The organism is Paenarthrobacter sp. YAF11_1, from assembly GCF_052113445.1.
Classification (GTDB): Bacteria; Actinomycetota; Actinomycetes; order Actinomycetales; family Micrococcaceae; genus Arthrobacter.
This window is the reverse complement of the sequence record NZ_JBFRDF010000001.1, coordinates 281,437-299,601: the sequence shown is the minus strand read 5'-3', so window position 1 is coordinate 299,601 and position 18,165 is coordinate 281,437. Positions and strand designations below refer to the sequence as shown.

Annotated in this window: 21 protein-coding genes; 7 read left to right on the top strand and 14 right to left on the bottom strand. The window is 60.7% G+C overall.

Features of this window, described 5'->3' with window-relative positions:
• Window positions 1–55 precede the first annotated feature (55 nt).
• The 4 genes from AB4Y77_RS01515 (at window position 56) to AB4Y77_RS01500 (ending at window position 3,719) form a co-directional block, all read left to right on the top strand.
• Window positions 56–1,279, top strand: a complete 1,224-nt coding sequence (locus AB4Y77_RS01515) for a CpaF family protein (RefSeq protein ID WP_311212713.1) — start codon at window positions 56–58, stop codon at window positions 1,277–1,279.
• Window positions 1,279–2,133, top strand: a complete 855-nt coding sequence (locus AB4Y77_RS01510; RefSeq protein WP_311212712.1) for a type II secretion system F family protein — start codon at window positions 1,279–1,281, stop codon at window positions 2,131–2,133. Before AB4Y77_RS01515 ends, AB4Y77_RS01510 begins: the two co-directional genes overlap by 1 nt.
• The gene (locus AB4Y77_RS01505) at window positions 2,130–3,071 is read left to right on the top strand and encodes a type II secretion system F family protein (protein ID WP_442012779.1); all 942 of its coding nucleotides are present in this window, start codon (window positions 2,130–2,132) and stop codon (window positions 3,069–3,071) included. The genes AB4Y77_RS01510 and AB4Y77_RS01505 overlap by 4 nt, the downstream gene beginning before the upstream one ends.
• A gap of 411 nt (window positions 3,072–3,482) precedes the next feature.
• A complete protein-coding gene (locus AB4Y77_RS01500) occupies window positions 3,483–3,719 on the top strand; it encodes a DUF3263 domain-containing protein (protein ID WP_442012778.1) in 237 nt (78 codons plus the stop codon).
• On the opposite strand, the gene AB4Y77_RS01495 is transcribed toward AB4Y77_RS01500, so the two are convergent.
• A complete protein-coding gene (locus AB4Y77_RS01495; RefSeq protein WP_442012777.1) occupies window positions 3,708–4,091 on the bottom strand; it encodes a hypothetical protein in 384 nt (127 codons plus the stop codon). The genes AB4Y77_RS01500 and AB4Y77_RS01495 overlap by 12 nt on opposite strands.
• A 26-nt stretch (window positions 4,092–4,117) precedes the next feature.
• On the opposite strand from AB4Y77_RS01495, the gene AB4Y77_RS01490 reads away from it, so the two are divergent.
• The 3 genes from AB4Y77_RS01490 (at window position 4,118) to AB4Y77_RS01480 (ending at window position 6,605) form a co-directional block, all read left to right on the top strand.
• Window positions 4,118–4,252, top strand: coding sequence for a hypothetical protein (locus AB4Y77_RS01490; protein ID WP_442012776.1), 135 nt, complete (start codon window positions 4,118–4,120; stop codon window positions 4,250–4,252).
• A 269-nt stretch (window positions 4,253–4,521) separates the two neighbouring features.
• Complete coding sequence (locus AB4Y77_RS01485; protein ID WP_442012775.1) at window positions 4,522–4,716, top strand: hypothetical protein; 195 nt, start codon at window positions 4,522–4,524, stop codon at window positions 4,714–4,716.
• 80 nt (window positions 4,717–4,796) lie between these two features.
• Window positions 4,797–6,605, top strand: coding sequence for a hypothetical protein (locus AB4Y77_RS01480; RefSeq protein WP_442012774.1), 1,809 nt, complete (start codon window positions 4,797–4,799; stop codon window positions 6,603–6,605).
• A gap of 46 nt (window positions 6,606–6,651) precedes the next feature.
• Here the strand turns inward: AB4Y77_RS01480 and AB4Y77_RS01475 are convergent, their stop codons facing one another.
• The 13 genes from AB4Y77_RS01475 to AB4Y77_RS01415 all read right to left on the bottom strand — a co-directional run bounded on the left by AB4Y77_RS01475 (window position 6,652) and on the right by AB4Y77_RS01415 (window position 18,137).
• Window positions 6,652–7,875 carry a hypothetical protein gene (locus tag AB4Y77_RS01475; protein ID WP_442012773.1) on the bottom strand — a complete coding sequence of 408 codons (1,224 nt, stop codon included), beginning with the start codon at window positions 7,873–7,875 and terminating at the stop codon, window positions 6,652–6,654.
• A gap of 266 nt (window positions 7,876–8,141) precedes the next feature.
• On the bottom strand, window positions 8,142–8,504 hold the full coding sequence (locus AB4Y77_RS01470) for a hypothetical protein (RefSeq protein WP_442012772.1): 363 nt from the start codon (window positions 8,502–8,504) through the stop codon (window positions 8,142–8,144).
• Window positions 8,504–9,460: a tail fiber domain-containing protein gene (locus AB4Y77_RS01465; RefSeq protein WP_442012771.1), complete on the bottom strand. Its 957-nt coding sequence runs from the start codon at window positions 9,458–9,460 to the stop codon at window positions 8,504–8,506. The genes AB4Y77_RS01470 and AB4Y77_RS01465 overlap by 1 nt, the downstream gene beginning before the upstream one ends.
• Window positions 9,460–10,566, bottom strand: coding sequence for a hypothetical protein (locus tag AB4Y77_RS01460; RefSeq protein ID WP_442012770.1), 1,107 nt, complete (start codon window positions 10,564–10,566; stop codon window positions 9,460–9,462). The genes AB4Y77_RS01465 and AB4Y77_RS01460 overlap by 1 nt, the downstream gene beginning before the upstream one ends.
• Before the next feature lie 18 nt (window positions 10,567–10,584).
• Window positions 10,585–10,884, bottom strand: a complete 300-nt coding sequence (locus AB4Y77_RS01455; protein WP_442012769.1) for a hypothetical protein — start codon at window positions 10,882–10,884, stop codon at window positions 10,585–10,587.
• Complete coding sequence (locus tag AB4Y77_RS01450; protein ID WP_442012768.1) at window positions 10,884–11,741, bottom strand: M23 family metallopeptidase; 858 nt, start codon at window positions 11,739–11,741, stop codon at window positions 10,884–10,886. Before AB4Y77_RS01450 ends, AB4Y77_RS01455 begins: the two co-directional genes overlap by 1 nt.
• Window positions 11,734–12,123 (bottom strand): putative phage holin, encoded by a 390-nt coding sequence (locus AB4Y77_RS01445; protein WP_442012767.1) that lies wholly within the window; start codon window positions 12,121–12,123, stop codon window positions 11,734–11,736. Before AB4Y77_RS01445 ends, AB4Y77_RS01450 begins: the two co-directional genes overlap by 8 nt.
• The gene (locus AB4Y77_RS01440) at window positions 12,120–12,362 is read right to left on the bottom strand and encodes a DUF7620 family protein (RefSeq protein WP_442012766.1); all 243 of its coding nucleotides are present in this window, start codon (window positions 12,360–12,362) and stop codon (window positions 12,120–12,122) included. The genes AB4Y77_RS01445 and AB4Y77_RS01440 overlap by 4 nt, the downstream gene beginning before the upstream one ends.
• Window positions 12,337–12,666, bottom strand: coding sequence for a hypothetical protein (locus AB4Y77_RS01435; RefSeq protein ID WP_442012765.1), 330 nt, complete (start codon window positions 12,664–12,666; stop codon window positions 12,337–12,339). The genes AB4Y77_RS01440 and AB4Y77_RS01435 overlap by 26 nt, the downstream gene beginning before the upstream one ends.
• Before the next feature lie 9 nt (window positions 12,667–12,675).
• A complete protein-coding gene (locus AB4Y77_RS01430; RefSeq protein WP_442012764.1) occupies window positions 12,676–13,524 on the bottom strand; it encodes a hypothetical protein in 849 nt (282 codons plus the stop codon).
• A gap of 157 nt (window positions 13,525–13,681) precedes the next feature.
• Complete coding sequence (locus AB4Y77_RS01425) at window positions 13,682–14,602, bottom strand: phage distal tail protein (protein WP_442012763.1); 921 nt, start codon at window positions 14,600–14,602, stop codon at window positions 13,682–13,684.
• 12 nt (window positions 14,603–14,614) lie between these two features.
• Window positions 14,615–17,440, bottom strand: a complete 2,826-nt coding sequence (locus tag AB4Y77_RS01420) for a tape measure protein (RefSeq protein WP_442012762.1) — start codon at window positions 17,438–17,440, stop codon at window positions 14,615–14,617.
• A gap of 334 nt (window positions 17,441–17,774) precedes the next feature.
• Window positions 17,775–18,137 carry a hypothetical protein gene (locus AB4Y77_RS01415; RefSeq protein ID WP_442012761.1) on the bottom strand — a complete coding sequence of 121 codons (363 nt, stop codon included), beginning with the start codon at window positions 18,135–18,137 and terminating at the stop codon, window positions 17,775–17,777.
• Window positions 18,138–18,165: the final 28 nt, after the last annotated feature.

Here is an 18,165-nt window from a genome sequence, read left to right as displayed (position 1 = left end):
AATGAGGCGAGATGTTCCTCTCGTTTGACAAACTTCGTGGTCGGTTGGGGAAGAAGTGGATGCTGTAAGGATCGTCGAGGGAGAAGTTCGGGAGCTCATTCGGCGCAGGGGATTGGATCCCCTCGAGCAGGCTTCGGACGTCAGGCTCCTGGTGGAAGCAGCAGTGAATGACTACGACGAACGTGCGCTGTTGGGCCCTCTTCCTTCCCTCGGCCACCTTGAGACTGCCCGGCGGCACATCTTCGATGCGGTGGCCGGCTTCGGGCCGCTGCAGCCACTCCTGGACGATGCCGCGGTTGAAGAGGTATGGATCAATGCGCCGCACGAAATCTTCGTTGCCCGCAATGGTGAATCGGAACTCACGGGCATCAGCCTGACCGGGCAGCAGGTCAGGGACCTTGTGGAACGAATGCTCAAGAGTTCGGGGCGACGACTGGATCTTTCGTCCCCGTTCGTCGATGCCGCCCTCCCGGACGGTTCGAGGTTGCACGTTGCCATCCCGGACATTACCCGGAAGCACTGGGCGGTCAATATCCGGAAGTTCATTGCGCGGGCAAGCCGTCTGGAGCATTTGGTCGAGCTGGGAAGCCTCACGCCACAGGCCGCACGGTTCCTGGGAGCAGCTGTCGCCAGCGGTCTCAACATCCTCGTATCGGGTGCCACCCAGGCTGGGAAGACCACCATGTTGAACTGCCTGGCTGCCCACATCGGTTCCCGTGAACGTGTCATTACGGTGGAAGAGATCTTCGAACTGCAACTCCCGCTGCGTGACGTCGTCGGATTGCAGTGCCGGCAACCCAATCTGGAAGGGGAAGGCGAAATTCCACTGCGGCGGTTGGTCAAGGAAGCCTTGAGGATGCGGCCGGACAGACTGGTAGTGGGAGAGGTGCGGGAAGCCGAGAGCCTCGACATGCTGATTGCGCTTAACTCCGGGTTGCCAGGCATGTGCACCGTCCATGCCAATTCCGCACATGATGCAGTGACTAAGATCTGCACGCTCCCGCTCCTGGCAGGGGCAAATATTTCCAGTGCCTTCGTGGTGCCGACAGTGGCATCCTGCATCGACCTCGTAGTGCATTGCAGCCGCCACTCCACGGGCCGCAGGCAGGTGACTGAGATCCTCTCACTCGGACGGAGGGTCGAAAACGGAATCATCGAGTCCTCGGTTGTGTTCGGCATGGTCGGCTCGCAACTGCTGCCCCGGGCCAACTCCATGCCCGCCGCGGAGAAGTTCGCCCGGGCAGGCTTCGATGTCGCCGCACTTCTGGAATTGAACTGATGGCGTCCCTTCTCGGCATCCTCTGCGGACTTGGGGTGTTCCTCGTCTGGTGGTCCGCATGGGTACAACCGCCGGCAGAAGCAAAAGAATCAGGCCCCGGGCGCCTTGAGCTGCTGCTCACCTCAGCAGGCATTGAAAAAGTAACGGGTGGAGGTCTTCTTCTCACGTGCGCGGGCTTCGGCCTCTTCGCATTGCTGGTGTTCTTCGTCATCACGGGGTCGCCGCCGGTTGCAGCCTGCTTTTCGCTCTTTGGTTCGTGGGTTCCTTTCGCAGCGGTCCGTTGGCGGGCACGCAAGCGCCGGGCCGCGCTTCGGCTATTGTGGCCGGACGTTGTGGACCACTTGCGCTCAGCCATACGAGCTGGTCTCGCCTTGCCGGAAGCGCTGATCCAATTGGGAGATAAGGGACCGGAAGAACTTCGCACGCTGTTCGTGGACTTTGGGGCCGACTACAGATCCGGCGGACAGTTTGAGGCCGCCCTTAACAGGCTGAAAGCACGGCTGGCAGACCCTGTCGCAGACCGAATCATCGAGGCACTCAGAATGACCCGCGAGGTAGGCGGTTCGGATCTCGGCCGTATGCTCGGCACTCTCTCCGAGTTCCTGCGAGACAGCGCACGCACTCGAAGCGAACTCGAAGCCCGACAGTCATGGACCATCAATGCAGCGCGGCTGGCCGTAGCGGCGCCCTGGGTGGTCCTCGTCGTCATGGCAAGCCGGCCTGAAGCAATGCTGGCCTACAACTCGGGCACAGGAGCCATGGTCTTGCTCGGTGGGCTGTTGGTATCCGTTGTCAGCTATTCCGTGATGCTGCGGGTTGGAGCGTTACCAGAGGATCAACGGGTTCTTCGATGACCACTACCACCGCGTTTGCCGTGCTCTGCGGGCTGCTTCTTGGGGCGGGTTGCTGGTTGATCCTGGTGCGGCTCCCGTTCATGCGAAAGAACACCTTTGCCGACCGCATCGAGGCCCAGCTGAGATCCAGGAACCTGGAATCTCGGCTCCTGCGCACGCCAACTCATAACCTCACGCCGTTCGGGCCGCTGGAGAGGATAGTGCGTCCCATCATTGGTGACGCCATCACGTACCTGTCCCGGTTCAACATCGGGTCTGCAGCACTGGGAAAGAGGCTGGCGCGCGCTGGTTCTTCCAAATCCACGCTGGACTTCCGAGCCGAACAGCTCCTTTGGGCCTGCGCAGGCTTCGTAGTGGGAGTACTTGTCGTCGTGATAAGCGCCGCCGCAGGCCAGTTCAGCCCTGCTTTCCTTGTTGCTTGTGTCATCTCAGGCGCAGCCGGGGGTTACGTGCTCCGGGATTACGTTCTGGGACAACGGATCAGGAAGCGGGAATCGGCGATGCTGTCCGAATTTCCGAGTCTCGCAGAGTTGATGGCGCTCGCCGTTGCTGCAGGCGAGAGCGCCATGGGCGCCATGGACAGGGTAAGCCGCAGTTCCAAGGGGGAACTCTCATCAGAGTTTGGTCTTGTCCTCGCCGATGCCAGATCCGGCAAATCACTGTCCGAGGCACTCCAAGCGTTCTCCATGAGGTCGGAGCTGCCTCCCCTGGCCAGGTTTTTTGACGGGTTGGTGGTCGCGGTGGAACGGGGGACGCCCTTGGCCGATGTCCTCCGGGCACAGGCTGCGGACGTTCGCGACGCCGCAAAACGCGAACTCATGGAGTCCGCGGGCAGAAAAGAAATCGCCATGATGGTGCCGCTCGTTTTCGGAGTGCTCCCGCTCACTGTTATCTTCGCTGCCTTCCCGGCCGTAGCGGCGCTGGAAATCAGCCTGTAAGCCTTCGCCGGGGCCGCCAAAGGAGTTCCATCCATCGAAGCAATCCAGTCCATGGAAGCAGCATTTTCCTCGTAAACATCGCATCACTTCACGTCATATCCGCATACCGATCCATTCATCTTGGGGAGAACCATGAACCGCATTGCAAGCAGAATGTCCGCCACCTCTTTCCTGAACCGTGTCAGCGCCTCGTGGGTCCTGTCAGTCGCGTTCAGGGGACAGCCCTGTGCCGAGGATCGGGATCGAGGGGACGTGCCTGGCTGGGTCATGATCACCCTAGTGACTGCGCCCCAATCTCACCCTCTGCCGTTTCTGCCCAGCCAAAGGTGAGAAGAGGCCACAGTCATATTAGTGACTCTTCCCTGATCTCACCGAAGCTATTTTGTCGGGCCATGCCCGTAAGCTGCCGAAATGCTCTCAGATCACCAAAAGGCCATGCTGGACCTTGCCGGAGAAAAGTTCAAGCACTCTGGATCCTTGGACACTGCGGCAATGGAGCGATTCGGGATGAGCCCCACACGGTACTGGCAGGAGATCAATCAGCTCATATCGACGGAGGCCGCCGTTGCCTACAGCCCGTCTACGGTAGCGCGGCTTTTCGCACGCCGCCGGAAGCCCGAGCGGACATCAAGCCGCCTACTCCGCTAAGAACCCGGGCAGTCGCTTCCCCCACTGGATGACGCGCAGCCATTCGGGGCACCGGTTGTATTCATCGATGTCCCATTCGGAGTTGGTTACAGGCCGGACGGCGCCCTTCGGTATCCAAGCGGTGAGGCTGTCTTTGTCGTCGTCGAACCACTGCACGCTGATCTGCGTCCGATTCCAGTGCGTGGCCTGCGCGTAGACGCCAACCGTGCCGCCGGCCTTTAGAGGAACCTGCGCATGCACCTTGGGGCGCTGTCCAGGCTCCCATGAGCGGACATCTTCTATGTTCCCTAGCCGTTCCGGATGTACGAACTCATGCGTAACACCCTCAAGCAAGAACGACGTCGGCGGATAGATAGGCATGGTTCCCATCATGCCAAGATGGTGCGATGGAAGTTACCTTGACTGTTGAAGATGCAAAAGGCGAGCGGGGGAGCGTTTCCGCCACCGGCCAGGACTATGCGGCCGCCTACGAAGCAGCACGTGCCCTCATACCCGAGGGGTGCCGGGCCATCGCCATCCGCACCGATCGATGATCAGCCGCAGCCTCCGCGGCCGGATTGTCCGTCGCATCCTTATGGGCCTGCCCTTCCTGGTCTTCATCGGCTACATGATCTCCAAACTTGGCACCGCGCAGCAGGTCCAACTGCTGATTATCGTTGCTGTCGCGGCCGCCGCGGGGCTCGGGATTTTTGGTGGTCGAGCTATCTACCAGAGGCGGCGACGGAGACCCCCGTCCCGACCAACAAAGCACTGAGCGTCAAGGCAGGTTGACATTCCATCAACCGTCAAGCAGTCTTGACGCATGGACAAGACGGAAGCGCTAAACGATCTGCGCCAGTATGAGGCTGCAAGGCAGCAGTCTGAAGAAGACGTCCGCCAGTGCGTGGGAAGGGCGCGAGAACTTGGAGCCAGCTGGGCCGAGATCGGCGCCATGCTGGGGGTTACGCGGCAGGCCGCACAGCAGCGCTTTGCCGAACTCGGAGCATCAGTACCCTAACAAGCTTGCTGCCCAGATCCATCCTGTAATCTAGGCTCGCTCCACAAGAGGGCGACCATAACAACTTTGGGGGAACCCTCGTGTCTAACTACTTTTTCGTCTTCGCGGCTACCAGCGCTCAAAGCAAGGTAAAACGCTGGGTTCGAAAGCATCAGACCGGCAAAATGTACGAAACGTACCCCGTGCACGTCTCACCCGATATCGAGATGACCGCGATCAGCCACGCACTGAACGACAGTCTCGACCTGCCCACCAACACGTTCTTCAAAGGCCACATGGTTGACCACCGGGCAGGGTCCGCCGTGTTCGGCCTCAAAGGGTGGCTGGACTACAGCCAACAGCACGACACATCCGATTACGTGAGGGAAGGTCAATTCGTTCACCTCAACTGGACCAACGATGAAGCCACGTTCCGGCGCGACGCGTTCGGGATGCTGCCACTCATGCACACCCAAGGCAGCGGCTACGTTGCCGTTTCAGACTCAATGCTCGCGCTCACAGACTTCCGCCGAAACATGGGCGATGCAGTAACCCCCAACGAAGAGGTACTGCTGTCCCGCGCACTCCTGGCCGTCTACGGTGGGCAGCAGCTCAGCCCAGACACGTACGTTGAGCAGATCAGTTTCGTTCCGGCGCGACAAACCCTGACAGTATCCCTCGGCCAGACACCGACAGCACGGACATCCGGTGAAGCGTTGGACGGTTTGCGGCTCGAACCGGGAGAAACATATAGGGACGGTCTGCGTACCGGCGCTGAGAACATTGCCCGGACCATGGCCACACTCACGCAGTTAGGCGACGGGTGGAAACCGGCACTCAGCCTCTCGGGCGGTTACGATTCCCGCGTACCCCTGGCGGGGGCAATCGCGGCCGGTACCGCCCAGGACTTGCAGATCAACACCAAGAACACGCAGCCCATTCACGCGGACGACTTCGACAAAGCAACCCAGATCGTAGATAGGTTCGGGCTCACCCTCAACGGAAAGTCCGACGCGGGCAGACTCAGCGACCGCACCTACTCGGCTACCCCGTTCACGATGTGGGCGTTGGCTGATCTTGGCATGTACGACTACATCACCCGCACCAAAGCTGCCCGCAACCAGGTAAAACACATCAACCTGACTGGCATGGGCGGCGAGGTGATGCGCGGCAACTACGGGTGGCGGTCCTGGGGGGCGATCTGCGACTCATTCACCGACCCGCACCCCGCCGTCGTGACAGCCCTCTACCACCAAGGCGTGAAGGGCTTAGAAGCTGTCGGAGCTGCCCCGAACACCCGGCAGTCATCCGAGCTTCACTACATGAACTACCGATACGCGCTGCACGGCGGCACGGGCCGACCTTTGCAGATGCTCGGGTTCGCCCCGCTACTGCAAAGTAAGCTCGTTGCCTTGGCGCACTCCGACGTCAACGAGCACCCATTCCCGACGAGCTACCAAAAGTCCATCGTCAATGACCTGTGTATTGCGCTCAGCCCCGAACTGTCCGCGATGCCATATGACGTTGGCAAGGCCGGTCGCGTGTCGAAGGACCTAACGCCCGCCTATATTGAGGAACGCCTGGCGAGCATCGGCGGTCCCATCGATACGTCCATCCTGAAACCGTACGAAGTGTTCGGCGCCCCGGATGACGTACCCGCTGGCCCGCCTGAGTTCATGCTCTCCATTGCTGCCGCGCATGACCTAGACCGGGAGCTCACGAACGAGACGGTCCTGTATCTTGGCCGGCTGGGGTTGGACGTGCTGACCTCCGACCCGCTGCGCGCGATCTATCAGAAGCTCTACGACAACGGTAAGTGGCGACTCGAAACCAAGAAGTATCCACTCACAGGTGCGGCGAAAGACTCGCCCACCAAGAACGTTGTCCTGTACGCCCTGTTCGCATCCTGAGTTAAACGACAAGATGGCCCCCACCGCTTGGTGGGGGCCATTTGTCTCATCCATACACCTCGCAGCGATGAAGGGTTACAGAATCAGCGCTGTTCGTCGGTATCGCAGTCACGGCTATGCCGGAATCAACGCTGTCCAGCACGAGGGTTCGGGTTGCATAGTTTGACGCTCCAATGCCGCCGTACATGGTGGTGAATACGCGTTGATTGTTGCCGTTCGCGGAGCACACCACCTCGAACTCAACTGCAAAGCGAGTGTTCGCCGCTGTGCCAGCGGGGATCGTCACATCAACGGCAAGGGTGCCCGCGACGCGCAAGACCAGCCGGTAGGTGCCGACCAGAGCCGATGCGCCAATTTTGCCGTTCGCCCGCACCAAGAACTTCCGCCCAGGCGAGGTGTATCGGTGAGGCTTGATAGCTCCCACGAAATTGTAGAAGTTGGTTTCTGTGGTTGTCCCAGTCACCGTGGCGTCGGCGAATGATGCCGCCGTTGTTATGACCGGGCTGTGCCCCGCCAACGTGGTGCGGGCATAGGACCCATCAAGCCAGCCGAGCGTAGTCAGATCGGTTCCGGCTACACCGATCTGCTGATACGTGCGGGTGTTCGCATCCGCGCCAGTCCCAAATACAACTGACTGTCCGTTGTGCATTTCTGAGTTCACGTTAGCGATGCCCAGGCCATTTCGCTTGAGCGTTACTCCCTTGACGTTTGTGACACAGTTGCCGTTGAACTCAATGGCAGTGTCGCAATCCTCTACGTTCAGATAGTCGAGGTGCCCGACACATGCCTCTTTGGTCTGGAAGCCTGTTCCGCAGTTGCGGATGATGAGCTGCTGGTCCGAAGCTGTTGCTGAATCGAAGGAGCGGTGCACCATGAAGTGCTCGCTGATCCCCAGTTCCAACATGTTCTCGATGATGCCGCCCAATACGGTGTAGCGGCAGTGTTGCTGGATGCTCAGCCCATTCGTTCCAACGTCCTGCCCGTCCATGTGGACATTGCGCCAGATGAGGTAGGAGTTTCGCCGGATATCCGCATGGTTCTCGAACGCGCCTACAAACTTGATGTCTTCCAACCACAGATACGCGCCATCAAAGGCCCTGATGCCGTACGTCTGCGCCGCATCAGCAGCCTTGTCGATGACGACCGCCGGGACGGTTGGATGGTTGATGTTCGGGCCGACAATCTTGATGAAGTCGTCCTGGGCGTAACCGCGCATGGCTGGAAGCGTGATGCCGCCCTTGTAGGTCCCGGCGCCGACATCGATCACCACAGACCCCCGGATCACTGGGCCATCTGTCGTCAGTGAACTGACAGCGGTCTTGATTTCACGGTACGCCGTGCCAGACGTTTTCCCGTCTCCCGTCGAGTCGTCACCTGTGGCTCGGACATAGATAGTCCGGGTGGTGCCTCGCTGCCCATAAGTCCGCATGAAGAGTGGGTCCAAGCTGGTCCGGATCGAAGATGATGCGTTGTTGATGCCGCTTACAAGGGCACCGAGGGTGATGCCAGGTACGTCAAGAATACCCACGTCGCCTCCTAAGCTACGGTGATGGCTGGTCGATCGACGATGGCGCCGCTGTCGTCGCGGGTCACCATAGGCTGCGTAAAGGTAAGCGTTGCTCCGTCCCCAACGTGCGTGATCGTGTATGAGTTGATAGCGCCTGGCCATGCAACCGACGCGGTCCCGGAGTAAACGCCCATGGCCCCATCTGGCCAAACGACTGTCGCTGATGTCGGCGCACCGTTGGCATCCCGTGTGACCGCTCCACTGAAGAGGGCGGATGGTTCACGTGCGAGGGCCAAAAGGCCAGCCTCCACATCGTCCTCGAGATCATTCAGCCGGGCGGCTGTCAAAGGAGTGTTGCCGATGAGGCCGTTCTCCCAATTCCTACGTGCCATCAGACATCGCCTCCTAATGCGCGGACAGCCGCGGTAAGTTTGTCGATCTGCGAGCGCTGGTTGGTCAGCTCTTCGTGTTGGGCCTTGATTACGGGCAGGAGAGCGACGCCCAGGAGGTCGTACCGGACTCCGTCAATCTCTCCGTTGTAGGTGGTGACGACTTCTGGTAGGAGGGGGTGGACTTCTTCGGCGATCAGCCCGAACTCTCCTTTGGCGCCTGGGAACTCTTGTGGGGGTCCTATCAGGCGGTTCCCGTTGCCGTCTTCGGGATAGCGGTATGTTGGCTTGCGGTCGTACCTGACGGGTCGGAGCTGTAAGACGTCGAGCGGGTCGATAGCAGCGTCTGAGAGGTTTTCCTTGTACTTGATGGAGGACACGTTGCGGCCGAGGTGGAACCCGCCGTCGTTGCCGACCCAGAGGGCGTAGAAGGAGGTGCCGGCAACGTTGTTGGTCCAGCCATATTCGGAGCCGTCAGCTTGGGCGGCATGTAACGCTTCGGAGGCGTTCGTTGCGTTTGCGACGGCAGATGTGATTTCCCCGCCCGCGTGCGTATGCCCTGAGGGCGGGAATAGTAGCGGCTTGTCGCTGATCGTTTCCCATGTGGTCGTCTGGTTGCCCAGTCGAACCCATGCGGAGCCAACGAGGACTTCCACGCCGTACTCTCCGGGGGCGGTTTCCAGGAGCTCACCGAATCGCGTCACTGGCACGGAACCGGCGTCGTCGAAGACGGTGAAGGTGCCCGTTTCCGGGTCTACTTGGACGCCTGTCGTGCCGTCCGTTCGCCGGAACTGCATGAAGCCGTTGACCAGTACACCGCCGGCGGCAGCATTGATTCCTGCCGTGGCGAGGATGTTGGCGGCGCTGAACTGCTGGACGCGTTGCTCCAGCTCGCGGAGCTTTCGCAGGATGGCGTCTTCACCAGGGAACTGGGATCCCGGAAGGCCTGGCTGTCCCATCAGTCAATTCCCCTTACAGCTGTCACGTCGATGAGTGGAGTAATAGTTGTCTCTGTTAGTTCCCAACCCACGCAACGAGCAGTACCCACGAGGCCATCAGGGAACTCCAGCGCGTCGATGTCGAAACCAATGTCGTCACCGATAAACCAGTCAAGTCCGAGCTTTGGTGCCTCCCCGCGGTTGGCGGTGAGGGTCATGGCAAGGGAACCGTCTTTCAGGGCGGCGAGAGCGCGGCGAGCGTGGGCGGTGAGTGTGGCCGTGTCTTTGATGTCGCTTTCCGGGGTCCAGCGGTATTCGAAGCGTGGGCGGAGATCCGTGGCGACGGTTTGGTGTGGGGATTGTGGGCGGGCGCCTTCGGTCCCGGTTGATACGGCCATGACGTCGTTGGCGCCTTCATCTGCTCCGTAGCCCTCTACGAGTTCAGCTTCGGTGACTGCCCCTGGGAGGTAGAACTGTGCGGCTGGTCCGAGTCCAGCTGGAGGCTTCTTGCCTATGCGGTCCCCGACGTATAGGACCAGACCGAGCTTTTGTTCGTCTACCCATTCCCATCCGACAGTCCATTCCGATCCGCCAATCAGGCCGGCGAAGTCTTGCAGGGCCGCGTAGAGGGTCTTGTCGGCGGCGTCCTTCCAGGTGTTCTTGTCTCGCAAGACACCGTTGCCGCCTATGATCTGGACACGTAGCGGCAGGCCACGTTTAGCGCCAGTCTTGGCGTACTTCTCAGCCATGGTCTTGACGATGATGTTCTGCGCGGTGGCGTTGAACGTTTCGTCTCCGACATAGACCCGGTCGAAGTACCCCTCAGCTGTCACAAGGCTGACGTCGACGCCGTTGCCCACTTTGCGGGTTCGGCGGATGATCATTCCGCCCCATAGTGGCAGGCCGCGGGGTTCGTTCTCTTCGGGCTCTGAGAGGGCTACAAGGAACACGGCGCCAGGCCGGGTGGCCTGGCGCCAGCTCGAGGGCGCGTCACCCATGGGCAGGTTGGCCGTCTGGGTTTCATACCTCATCAGCGTTTGCTTCAAGGCTCCGCTGACCCTCAATGTGGGGAGGTCCTCAATAATTGATCCGTCATTGGCGTTTACTGCCACCCAAGACAAAGCCATCGCGGACCTCCTATGTAGTTATTTGTTGTCTTCCGGTGCCAGCATGGGCGCGTACTTCCTCAGCCAGGCGTTCACGTCCGGCCGGGCAAGGACTCGAGTCACAAGCGACGCCAGCAGGGCGGTGGCCACGAGGATGCCGTTGAGCGCGGGGAACACCCATGAAGGCAGGTAGACCTCATACGGCTTCAGTGACTCGACTATCAGAGCCGCGATGCCGTTGATGACTGGGATGAGCGCCAAGATGGCCGCGCCCGTCCGGACCACCGCCGACCAAGGGTTGCGCTCCTGGGTGGACAGTTCTGCTGAGTGGTCACCCATCAGTTGCCCTCCTTAGAGAGCTCCACCAGCAGCGCCTTGGCGAGATCCGGGGCAAGCGCCTTCGCGATGGCCGCCGCGTCTGCTTGAACGTTGCCGCCCGGCGCCGTGGTCAGCTTCCCGCCGATGGTGGCGAGCTGCGTCCGGACGGCGCTGAAGCTGTCTTGCACGAGGTCCTTAAGCGGCTTTCCCTCCGGCATAGAGTCGCCGCCAACGAAGTCGTGTTCGAACAGTGCCTTGAGAACATGGCTGACGGACTTGCCGCCGTCGTATGCGGGCTCCTTGAGTAGGGCTTTGGCTACGTCTTGTGCGCTGGGCATGTCGTCTTCCTCCATGGTTTCGGTGATTTCGCCGGCTGGGCCGATGGAGGCCGAGCCAAGGTAAGGCATTGGGTTGACACGCCCGTAGAACTTGGCGTTGAGGTTGTATCCATCGGGCAAGACCTCGAAATGGAGGTGAGCGCCGGTTGAACCGCCGGTATTTCCGGACAGGATGAATACCTGGCCTTCGCGCACACGCGCACCTTTGGCAACCTTCCCGGAGCCGTCCTTGCAATGGCCGTAGATACCGATGAAGCTGCCATGATCGATGACAGCGCAGTATCCGGCGAAGTTCGGGGCGATCCACCACGGATTGTCCGCATACGTTCCCCCCATCCACCCGATGTGGAGCACGACGCCGTCTGCAACGGCCCGCACCGGAGTCCCCACTGGGCACGCGCAATCGAACCCCGCGTGCCCATCTGGCTGATAGTTGCCGAACAGTTCGATGATCCAGTAATCAGGGTTGCCGGGTCGGATGTCCTTGGTGGGGTTTTCCCCGAATGTCTGGGTGATAGGAAAGTCAACTGGCCTAACCATCGTTCCCCCTCTTATCGTTGTGCCAGTCGGCGCTCAGCCGGAGCTGGAAGAACAGGACGGCCAAGCGGACGGCTGCCACCAGCACTGCGGAGTAAATGATGATTCGGAAGACCTCGCGCAGCGGTGTGGCGCCGAAGAGTCCACTGGTGATGATCAGGATGAAGAGGGATGCCAGAGAGCCGAGCAGCATCATGAGCGCCCGGCCTAGCCGAGTCATCCACCAATCCGGATGGCAAATCCAGTAGATGATCGGCAGGGCAACCCAGAAGGATCCGGCCACGTAGCCGATGTACAACCCCGGAAGGCCGAGCATCGAATACGTGGTCAGAAAACCCGCGCCGATCAGGGCCCAAGTGAACGCCTTGAAGATGGTCCGCTTCACGTGGCCCCTCCTAACTTCCTCATAATTTGTGCTTCGATGGCCGGCGCGAATCCATTGCGGATATTCACCTCGCGGAGATTCGTGACAACCTGCGTGGCTTCGGCGCGCTGCTCCTGCGCAGCCCGGTGAGCATCCACCGCATGTTCAAGAGCAGCCTCAGCCAACGTGTGGTCAACCGGTTCCATCTCCGGCAGTTGACGGGCGGCCGCCCACTTAGCCCGTAGTTTGCTGAACAGCATGGGCGCCACCCCCCGCCGCGTTCTCCTGGATGGCGGACATGACATGCGTGGAGAACTTCGCATTCTCGATGAAGTCACTGTTTGTTTTCGCGAGGTCGCCGTTGGTCTTGTTTGCCAAGTTGGCTGCTGACTGCCACAGGTCGCGCTGCTTTATGACCTCGGCAGTGTGTTCTTGGAGAACCTTCACCATTTCGGTGTGGGCCGCCCGTGTGACCAGCCGGTGCGTGAACACCAGCCAGAACACCACGAGCGTTGCCGTCACCGGGGAGGCGAGTCCAACCCATGCGGGAAGTCCGTCAATCATCCGGGCCCCCTACGGTGTGGTCCAGGTGAAGCTGTCCAGCCAGATCACTGCACTGGCCGCGGCGAGGCCCGTGAACGCAACCGGAGTCTCGAAGCTGATCACGCCTGTGCCCGGGTCGATGCGGATGCGCCCCCACCCACCCATACCCGTGGACGTCTGCACCAGCATTCCGCGTTCTTCGGCTGGTCTATACCCTTCGGGTATCGTGCCGATCGGGTACGGGTTGTTGGCCAGCATCGTGAGCGTCCCGGAAGCGCGTTGCAAGACGCCTTCCATGATCACGTCACCGTCTGAGTTCTGGCACACTCGCGGCGCCGCGGTTCCTGCGCCGCGAGCAACGTACAACGGATCCAGGGTGATGGCAGCGCGGCCGCCAACCCACCGTGTGCCGTTGTAACGGACCATCAGATCAAGGTCTGTGCGGTCGATCCGCAAACCCTCATACGGGGTCAGCGCAGCCTGCTCGGTGGTCCCCGAAACAGGCTGAATGCCACCGGCAGCGACAAACGTTGCCGGGTTACGGACTACCGTAGGAGATCCTCCGCCAACCTGCGGAACGGTGATCGTTGCCACCAAGAACGAGCGCACTGGAAGATCCGGTGCCTGAGGATCAGCCCCGGGGGTGCCGGCCAAGTACAGCACCGGGGCAGACAAAGCGCCGGAACCGTCACCCGAGGAAGAGTCACTCACTTGGATGTAGAGAATGTCCTTGCGCGGGTACGTCGCGTTCGCGGCCGTGACGGCTCCTGTGATGTTTGAATCGGAAGCCCACCGGTAAGATCCTTGGGCCGTCGAAGCCGATGGCGAAATGACGATGGGGCAAGGTCGCATCGTCCACGTCGTTGACGTAGCCGTCACAAGTCCGCTGATTGTTCCGGGCCTGAACCCCTGAACGGCCTTCAATGGAACATTGGCGCCGCCTCCGTACATGACAGCGCTCGTTTGGCGCTCATTGCCCGCTGAGTAGGTGGGTAGCCCAGCGACGGCATCCATAGGCTGGCAAGTAATTGTCATCTCAGCTCCAAGCCGGTTTCGTAGTTACAGTCAGTTGCGCGGTGGCCGAATAATTGGCGGCGCTGAAGGCGATCTCGTTATGTCCTGGATCCAGGGAGAACCAACCACGTGAAGTCACGTAGCCTGCCCTTGCGGACTGGCCCTGAGCCAGAATCTCTCGACGGTCCATGTCCACGGTCACGAATTCGCCTGCGCTGAGGGCAATGCTGGTTGCGAATGACAGCTGAAGCCTCTTCCCAACGTGCGTCACAGTCCACCCGCCGGCTGGGATTGGCCCATCGATGCGGAGCCAGACTGGCGCGTTTGTGTTGCCTTGGTTTTCGATCTGCAGCTTGCCGTCATTGCTGACACCCGTGTACGTGACTGGATAGGTCTTTGGGTAGGTCATTCCGCCACTCGATTTCGGCAGCAGCGTCGAATGCGACTCAACGTCTCCGAACTTTCGCGGATCTTTCGCACTCAGCTGGATGCTGAATGTTGCCACCGTCGCCGAGCCCTTGACTGTGCTGGTCAGAATCTCGTCCTGACGTTGAACTGTCATGTGCCTGACCCGGCCCGCTTCGGCAACAATCAAATTGAATGGTTCAACGCTCACCGCGTGGTTGAGGCGGTCGATTGCGGCAGACAATAGTTCTGCTGTCTGGGCGCGGATTCGTCCTTGCATGGGCAGCGTCTTCGCCTGAAGGAACCCTTCCGTCGACGTTGCGCCATCGCCTCGAGCCCGTTGCGTCAGTTCCGCGGTGGATGCGGGGGAGCCGAGCCAGCCGGGGTTCTCCTCCACCGCCCAAACGGTGCCATCGTCATCCACCCAGTTCATGAGCAGGTCACCCAAAGCTATGGGTGACCTGCCCTGATTCTCAGGTATCGCCGTACCGGGAAACAGCAACCGGGACGGGTAGGTGATCGGGGACGGGTAGGGCATGTCAGGCGCCTCCTAAGGTGCGATGGCGCCGAGGCGCCTGACGACCGCGTGGGACGTTCCTATCGGATCGTCCACCTGGTTGATGGTCACGTAGTTGGTCTGGCCGCCCGGCGAGCCCTGAGGCCCCCCGGCACCCCCGGATACCCTCGCGCCGCCAACAGATGGAACTGTCACCAGCTGCTTGGCCGCTTCCGCTACGGACTTCACTTTGTCGAGGATGCCCAGCCGGGCACCCTCTCCAACCTGCTGGCCAACTTCGAACCGGAATCGCCGCGATGGGGACTTGATGCCAAGGAATCCCTTGACGCCGTCCAACATGGCCCCGCCGACATCCTTGATCGCGTTTACGGCGCTGTCGATCATTCCCTTGGCGCCGTTGATCAGGCCTTGGACAATGTTCTTGCCGACGTCGAGCAACCAGGTGCTTGCCCCGGACAAGGCGCCCATGATCTTCCCCGGGAGGTCATTGAAGAACCCAAGGAAGCCGGAGATGAAACCGGAGACGCCGTTGGTGATGTTCCTCCAGGTGTCTGCGAAGAACGAACCGATGCCGCCCAGGACGGACCCGACGACGTTGCCCACGATGCTTAGCCCAGCCTGGATGACTGAACCGACGATCTGGATAGCCCCGCGGACCACAGCAACGATGGCGTTCCAGATGCCACCGAAGATGTTCTGGATACCGGACCAAACCTGCGACCAGTTCCCAGAGATGATCCCGGTGACCACCTGGATGATGCCCTGCACGATCTGCATGGCTGCCGTGATGATCTCCGCGATGACACCGAACACCGTCACAACCACCGGCATCAGCGCTTGGATCACCGGGATCAGCACACCCAGGATCTGCGTGATAAGCGGCGCGATCGCGGCGATCACCATGCTGAAGATGCTGATCAGCGGAGGCATGACCGACGTGACCAGGCTGATGATGATCGGTGAGAGCTGGGAAACGAGCGTGGTCACGAGCGGGATCACCGCTGCGAGAACCATGCTGATCACTGGTGAGAGCATGGTGAAGGCGTCGCCCAGCATCGCGATAAGTCCAACGATGCTCGGCAGAATCGCGATGAACACCCCGCTGAGGTGCCCGATAAGGGTCTGGATCAGCGGTTGAACTGTTGTCAAAGCCGAACCAAGCACCCCGGCCAACGCCATCCCGAGCTGCCCAATAGCAGCGGCAAGGACAGGCAGTACCGGTTGCAGGGCTTGGAACAGCAGCCCGATTGGCGAGAAAGACTGGAAGAGCCCCAGCACGGTGGGCGCGAGTGCTGAGAAGGCATCAAAGACTGGTCTGACGGCGTTCGCTAGCTGCTCCATGAACCCGGGGAACCCAGCGGATGTTACGTCACCGTCCGCGGCTCTGAACGCGGCACCGAATGCCCGGAAGCCTCCCGCCACCTCTTGAGCAGCATCACGGGCGCTGAAGAGGAAACTGACAAAGCCTGAGTCCTCCTCGACGTTGAACGCTTCACGCAGGTTTGTGGTGAAGTCGCCATTGGCGAAGACGTCAATCAGGCCAGAAGCAGCCTTGCCCGTCCACTCGAACGCCTTTCCGAGTCCACCGGAGAGAAGGTTGATCGCCCCGGTGATACCGGGCTTCATCTTGTCCAGGGCGCCCATCAGACCTGAGTTGATCGTGGCCTGAAGGTTGCCGATGGCACCTTCAAAGGTTTTGGTGGACTTGGCAGCTTCGACTGCAACCGGGTCGTTGCCGAGCTTCATCAGCGCGGCGTTGAACTCGTCGGACGTGATCTGGCCGGCGGCCATCGCATCCCGGAAGTTTCCGGTGTACGCGCCAGCTTGCTCCAGTGAACGCATCAGCGGCCCAGCAGCACCAGGGATGGCGTCCGCCATCTGGTTCCAGTTCTCCGTAGTGAGCTTGCCCGCGCCGGCCGTCTGGGTCATGACCATGGCCACTGACTTGAACGTGTCAGCGTTTCCGCCTGCGACGGCGTTGAGGTTACCCGCAGCCTTCGTCAGGCCGGTGTAGTCCTGGACGCCGTTCGAGGCCAGCTGCGCGATGGTGTTCTGGATCGTGGGCAGATCAAAAACGGTCTGATCCGCGTAGTCCTTCGCCGCCTTGGACGCTGCGTCGATAGCCGAGGTATCAAGCCCAGCGAAGTCCATCGTGGCTTTGAACTTGTCCGTGGCGTCACTGGCCCTGGCCGCCTCGCCAACGAAACTCCCAAAGATCCCCGCACTGGCGAGCGCGATGGCCGGACCGACAAGAGCTTTGAAGCCCCTGCCGAACCGGCCTCCTGCATCCTGTCCGGCTTTGTCAGCAGCTGCTTGGGCTTTGGCGCCTTCATCGTCCACGGCGCCCTTGGCTGCACCGTTGAGCTTGGACTTGACGCTTTGCCAGCCGCGGGCGAACCGGCCGGATGCCTGTTCGCCCGAAGCGCCGGCAGAGTCCATGGCTTCGGCAAGTTTGGACTGCGACTGCCGTAGCTGGTCCGATGCGGCTATGGTTTTGCCGCTGGCCTCGGTCAGCTTCCGCTTTGCCGTCGCTAGGCGCTCTTCTGCGGCGATGACACGAGCGCTGCCCTGCTCACCCCTGGATCGGGCCTCATTGAGCGCTGCTTCAGCGACCCGGACCTTGCCAGTTGCGTCCTGCTCGCTTAGCCGCGCTGCGGAGAGAGCTTTGGCGCCGGATGCGATCTGCGCGTTGAGCTTCTTGACCAGCGCCTGGCCGGGGTCGCCAGCGCCGGCGCTGAACGCGGAGCTGAACGTTTTGCCGCCCTCGCGTCCAGCGCCAGCAACCTCGGAGTTGACTGAAGACCGGAACCCACGAAATGTGGGGAAGATTGCTACCTGACCGGACCCGACTTCAGACACCAGAGGCCCCCTTATTTAGTTCTGATTTGCCCGAAGGCGCTGTACTGCTTCAGTTGCGCCTCAGCTCGGGCGCGCTCCTCGGGGGTGACTTCTTCAACTGCTGGCTCAGTAGGCCACGGCCAGTCAGGAACAAACGGCGGGGTGTCCTTGTCCCGGTTTGCGTTGAACTCCTGAGCAAACGAGGCTGTGGCCATCATTTCTCCGCGAGTCATAGGGAACGACCAGCCTGCGAGTGCAGCGAACAGGCGAGAGCCCATGTCCAGGGCTATCTGTTCGGCAAGCTCTACGGCTTCCCACACAGGCAAAGAATCGCCAATGTCCTCAACGGAGATGCCTAGCTTTCGGAAGTCGTAGGCGATTGCTCCTCGGTGCTCTCTGAGGAGTCCGACGAGCCAACGGATTTTCCCATGCTCACCTGGAACCGCTTCGAGAGGGCGTCGCTGTACTCCGTGAGGATCTCGCCTGCCTCAGCAGCGTCCAAGTCGTCCAACGCCTTGTTATGGGCTTCGCTGAAGATCTCGGTCATGAAGAACTCGAATTCTTCGTACTGGGTCTTCTGTTCGCCGCCCATCAGCCTGCGAATAGTCCCAAACTTGACGCCGAGCGGGAGCGACAGTTCGCCGTTCTCTGTCTGGCACTTGAGGGTGTTCTCAACAATGAGGAACTTAGGCTTGGGGGCTGCTTCCTGCTTGGTCATGACTTCTCCTAATGGGTGCGATGGGTTT